Source organism: Plesiomonas sp. (assembly GCF_051650925.1).
Taxonomy (GTDB): domain Bacteria; phylum Pseudomonadota; class Gammaproteobacteria; order Enterobacterales; family CAMTGL01; genus Plesiomonas.
In genome coordinates, this window is the sequence record NZ_JBOFRH010000115.1 from 1 (window position 1) to 4855 (window position 4855).

At 43.9% G+C, this 4855-nt stretch carries 5 protein-coding genes and 3 tRNA genes; 1 reads left to right on the plus strand and 7 read right to left on the minus strand.

What is annotated here, in order from left to right; translation table 11 throughout:
• The 6 genes from ACRC27_RS02480 to ACRC27_RS02505 all read right to left on the minus strand — a co-directional run.
• Positions 1–212 (minus strand): ABC transporter permease subunit (locus ACRC27_RS02480; protein WP_438639119.1); only part of this gene is annotated, 212 nt, incomplete at its 3' end.
• A gap of 182 nt (positions 213–394) precedes the next feature.
• The gene (locus tag ACRC27_RS02485; RefSeq protein ID WP_438628992.1) at positions 395–1183 is read right to left on the minus strand and encodes a transporter substrate-binding domain-containing protein; all 789 of its coding nucleotides are present in this window, start codon (positions 1181–1183) and stop codon (positions 395–397) included.
• A 205-nt stretch (positions 1184–1388) separates the two neighbouring features.
• On the minus strand, positions 1389–2159 hold the full coding sequence (locus ACRC27_RS02490; RefSeq protein ID WP_438634675.1) for an ABC transporter ATP-binding protein: 771 nt from the start codon (positions 2157–2159) through the stop codon (positions 1389–1391).
• A 419-nt stretch (positions 2160–2578) separates the two neighbouring features.
• Positions 2579–2663: transfer RNA gene (locus ACRC27_RS02495), tRNA-Tyr, on the minus strand.
• Between the two features lie 56 nt (positions 2664–2719).
• Positions 2720–2804: transfer RNA gene (locus ACRC27_RS02500), tRNA-Tyr, on the minus strand.
• Positions 2805–2859: 55 nt separating this feature from the next.
• A tRNA-Tyr gene (locus tag ACRC27_RS02505) sits at positions 2860–2944 on the minus strand.
• A 202-nt stretch (positions 2945–3146) separates the two neighbouring features.
• Between ACRC27_RS02505 and ACRC27_RS02510 the strand changes: the two genes are divergently transcribed.
• Positions 3147–3656 carry a VC2046/SO_2500 family protein gene (locus ACRC27_RS02510; protein ID WP_438623011.1) on the plus strand — a complete coding sequence of 170 codons (510 nt, stop codon included), beginning with the start codon at positions 3147–3149 and terminating at the stop codon, positions 3654–3656.
• A 153-nt stretch (positions 3657–3809) separates the two neighbouring features.
• On the opposite strand, the gene purU is transcribed toward ACRC27_RS02510, so the two are convergent.
• Entirely contained in the window at positions 3810–4643 is an 834-nt protein-coding gene (gene purU, locus ACRC27_RS02515; protein ID WP_438623012.1) for a formyltetrahydrofolate deformylase, read from the minus strand.
• Between the last annotated feature and the right edge of the window lie 212 nt (positions 4644–4855).

Here is a 4855-nt window from a genome sequence, read left to right on the forward strand (position 1 = left end):
AAAATGAGCAGCATCAGTACCAGATCTGGCACACCGCGGATCACCGTCGTATAAAGTTGACCAATAACACGCAACCCACGATGTGATGATAATTTAGCCTTCGCCGTGAGTAGCCCCAGTATTAAGGCAATCAGCAGAGATAAAAAAGCCAACTTTAATGTCAGCAATGCACCATAAAAAATAGACGGGCCGTATCCGTGGAGATCAAGCATAATATTCTCCGTAATGGGTGCACAGCGTATAACTATCCTGATACGCATATTTAATATACAGGTTACGTATGAAATGTACGGCAGGTGCGCAAATTACGCTAAAAGCAATCTACGCTAAAAAAATCCATGCTAAAAACAACCTGCCGTACCAAAAGCAAAATAGCCCATAATCTCTTAGAAGATTATTTCTTCACATTGTATTCAAAATATTTTTTCATAATCGAATCATACGTACCGTTACTTTTAACTGTACTGAGTGCCTGATTAAATGTCTCTTTTAAATCCGTATCATTTTTACGAAATGCTGCACCTACACCGTCACCGAGCTGGAATTTATCCCCAGTCATCACAAAGTCTTCACCGTCTGCGGTTTTTAAAATCGTGCTTTCGCCTACCGGATAATCAATTAATACTGCATCTAATCGGCCACCTTTCAGGTCTAACACCACCTCATCACCGCTGTTGTAACGAATAATCTGGGCTGTTTTCCCAAACATCTTGCTTGCTTCCGTATCCTGAATTGTACCGCGCTGTACGCCCAGTTTTTTACCGGCTAATGTTTCCGGTTTCGCAGGGTTAATATCGGTGACTTTCGGTGTAAACCATGCACTTGGGGTATTGTAGTAAGCATCAGAAAAATCAACTTTTGCCTTACGCTCTTCATTAATCGACATAGATGAAAAGATCACATCATATTTGCGGGCCAACAACCCAGGAATAATACCGTCCCACGTTTGTACTACCCACTCACACTTGAGCTTAGCCTGCTGGCAGACTGCGTTACCCAGATCAATTTCAAAACCGGTCAGTGAACCATCCGGTTTTTTAAACTCAAACGGCTCATACGGCACATCCACTGCAATACGAACTTCTTTCCACTCTTTGGCGATAACAGAACCGCTGACCAGACACGTTGCAGAGATCAGCATACTCAGTGCAACACGCTTATTAAGTGCGGGGATTCGGGCCATATTTAAATTCCTTCTTCAACAGGGGGTTAACGCAATACACCCAATGACGCTGACATGTGGCTCTGTGGGTGACATTGGTTATTCATAGCAGGCGTGTTACCTGCTGATTATTCACCCAATAATGGGGTGTATCTCTGTTTTAGCGTAGTTGGTATCTAACTATTTAGCCTATTTATGATTAATATTTAGGGATAGATATTTAGATCTAATATTTTGGTGCTAAAAATTGCCGCATGCGCTCTGATTGAGTGTGATAAAAAACCTGCTCAGGTGAACCTTGCTCCTCAATTTTACCCTTATGCAGAAACACCACATGGCTGGAAACATCACGGGCGAATGACATCTCGTGCGTAACCACCAACATGGTTCGCCCCTCTTGCGCAAGGTTGCGCATCACATTTAACACCTCACCCACCAACTCCGGATCAAGCGCTGATGTCGGTTCATCAAACAGCAGAACTTCTGGCTGCACTGCCAGAGCGCGGGCAATCGCTGCGCGTTGCTGTTGTCCGCCGGAAAGGTGGCTTGGGTAATAATCACGCCGTTCATACAGGCCGACTTTGTGCAGCAACGCCTCGGCATTCTCAATTGCACTGTGGCGTGGTTCACCCAGAACATGTATAGGTGCTTCGATAATATTTTCTAGCACTGTCATGTGTGACCAGAGATTAAATCCCTGAAAGACCATTGCTAGCCGTGAACGCAGCCGTTGTACCTGTTTTTCATCGGCGGGAAAACGCTCTCCACGCCGATTTTGCTTCATAGTGATCAGCTCACCCTTAATGCGTATTTCACCGGCTGTCGGGGTTTCTAGCAAATTAATACAACGCAAAAATGTAGACTTGCCTGATCCCGATGACCCTAAAATTGAGATCACATCCCCCTTATTGGCACTCAAACTGATACCTGACAACACGGGGTTTACCCCGAAAGATTTATATAAATCAGTGATTTGTAGTGCAGGGATATCTGACATTTACAACATCCTTGGTTCTGTATGAAAAAACAGATCAAAGGCTAAATTACTGTATGTTGGTATTTTTGTTAATAGTCAGTGAATGAAATGCGGGAGATTTGGCTGATCGGAGCAGTGATTTCTGCTGCTATTAATTCCTATATTAGGAATATTATTTTTTATTTCTGGCTATTACCTTTTTTAAAATAGGCATTAACCGCTGATCGTAGTCGATCACTGTTAATTTTGGGTTAATAGACAGAAGATAAATTGCGTATAAAAATCAACAACAAAAAAGAATAGGTGCGAAGGGTATGGAATATAGAAAAAGTAAAATCAGTACACATAAAATATGGGGAAGTGTATAGAAAAGCAGAGAGAGAAAATTTTTTGGATACAGTGAAGAAGAGAAACAAGAGTAAAGATGTAAGAAAAAAGAATGGTGGAGAGAGAAGGATTCGAACCTTCGAAGGCTGAGCCGTCAGATTTACAGTCTGATCCCTTTGGCCGCTCGGGAATCTCTCCACACAGGTTTTGCGGTTATATAGCACTGCAAGCCAAAGCAATGCGTTGTAAATAGATGGTGGAGAGAGAAGGATTCGAACCTTCGAAGGCTGAGCCGTCAGATTTACAGTCTGATCCCTTTGGCCGCTCGGGAATCTCTCCACACAGGTTTTACGGTTATATAGCACTGCAAGCCAAAGCAATGCGTTTTAATAAATGGTGGAGGGGGAAGGATTCGAACCTTCGAAGGCTGAGCCGTCAGATTTACAGTCTGATCCCTTTGGCCGCTCGGGAACCCCTCCAGAGCAAGCGGGGCGCATCATATCAAATGAACACGGTGTGTAAAGGTAAAAATACTAAAAAGTTGTTTACCCGCTGTTTTTTTATGCGTAGTGCCGAAAATAGAGGCACTTAGTACATTAAAATAGAAAAAAATGCCTAAAAGAGGTAAAGAATTCAGAAGCATTGCCGTTACTTCTTTTGTGCATAAAACAGGATATTTTTGTGATTGATCGTATCGACACCCGCGTATTAACCGATGAGCTACAGCTAAATGGCCGCTTACCTAAAGCCATCGAGCAGGGGCAGCGTACCGATTTTTCGCTGCTTTTAGCTATGTTGTCGGCTAACGTGTGTGATCAAGCTCAATTTCAGATGCCTGAACCTCAAACACAAACTGCCAGTTTAAATTTACCGGTTCCCCCGAAAAGCCGTTTATATGGTCATGAAGATGATGTGCAGTGGGCCGATCAGCGCACCGAGGCATTTCATCAGGGTGGGTTGGCATCCACATGGTTGCTTGAGTGTTTGCAACCAGATCCGCTTATCTATCCACCACAAAATACAGCCGGTTTGCAGCCTGAAGTGTACGGTAATATGTCGTATACCGAACGCGATGAGCTAGAAGGGAAGAAAACAACGAAGGCGGCCGATCACCGCACACAACTGTTTTTAACCTGCCTACAAGCCGCGCGTACTCAAGCATCACTTTCCCATCTGCAAATTGCAGCTTAAGTTCAGCGTGAAGGTCAGTCATTTCTACGGTGAGTAGTTATGATCTGTGTGACTACGATGCACGTTGCTGCATCAATTCGTTGCAAACCGAAATACCGGCACGCAGAGCGCACCGGTAAGAATAGAGCATAAGATCAACTATCAATTGGCAGATTACAGAACAACAGTGCGGTTTCCATGCACAAAAACGTGCTGATCAAGTACTAGACGCAGTGCGCGGCTGAGTACATTTTTCTCTACATCACGGCCTGCCAGCATCATATCTTCTGCAGAATAGGTGTGATCGACATTAATCACATCCTGCACAATAATCGGCCCCTCATCGAGATTATCATTCACAAAGTGTGCTGTTGCGCCGATGATTTTCACCCCCCGTTCATACGCCTGATGATACGGTTTTGCGCCAATAAATGCTGGCAGGAAGGAGTGGTGAATATTGATGATTTTATTCGGATAATGCCCAACAAACTCAGGTGTTAGTACCCGCATATATTTAGCCAAAACTAAATAATCTGGGTTATAAGCATCAATTTGTGCACACATTTGTTGATCGTGCTCTTCACGGCTCAAACCCTCATGGCTGACACAGTGATAGGGGATATCAAAACGTTCAACCAGCACACGCAGCGTTTCGTGATTGCCGATCACCGCAGCAATATCAACATCCAGACCGCCATAATAGGTTTTCATCAGTAAATCGCCGAGGCAGTGTGCCTCTTTTGTCACCAAAATCACGACGCGTTTACGTCCTGCAGCAATCAGACGACGTTTAGTACCCTCAGGCAGAGCATCATCCAGATCGGCCAATAACGTAGTGTCATTGAAGATCCCCTCTAGCTCGGTACGCATAAAAAAGCGGCGAGTACGGTGATCAACAAACTCATTATTTTGGATAATGTTTAGCTGATGCTTGTAACAGATGTTGGTAATTTTTGCGATCAGCCCCTTGGCATCGGGGCAGTCGGTTAACAGAATTTTGCGTTCCATATCAGTCCATCGAGTCGGTGTGGTTATGCTGTCTACTTTTGTACTCTGAATCGATTCAAGGGTCAAAGTGATTCCGTGACAAAAAACGCTGAAAAAAACATGGCAACTTACAGCGCCATTATTTGTGCAAAAATAGGCCTTAAACGCGGAAAAATAGTGAATAATTTAGTCTGCGGCAGCCGATTTTTTTGTGTAAAACGAATCGGCTATAT

Coding starts and splice junctions, on each gene's coding strand:
- ACRC27_RS02485 (WP_438628992.1), bottom strand. CDS start 1,183: ATGGCCCGAATCCCCGCACTTAATAAGCGTGTTGCACTGAGTATGCTG.
- ACRC27_RS02490 (WP_438634675.1), bottom strand. CDS start 2,159: ATGTCAGATATCCCTGCACTACAAATCACTGATTTATATAAATCTTTC.
- purU (WP_438623012.1), bottom strand. CDS start 4,643: ATGGAACGCAAAATTCTGTTAACCGACTGCCCCGATGCCAAGGGGCTG.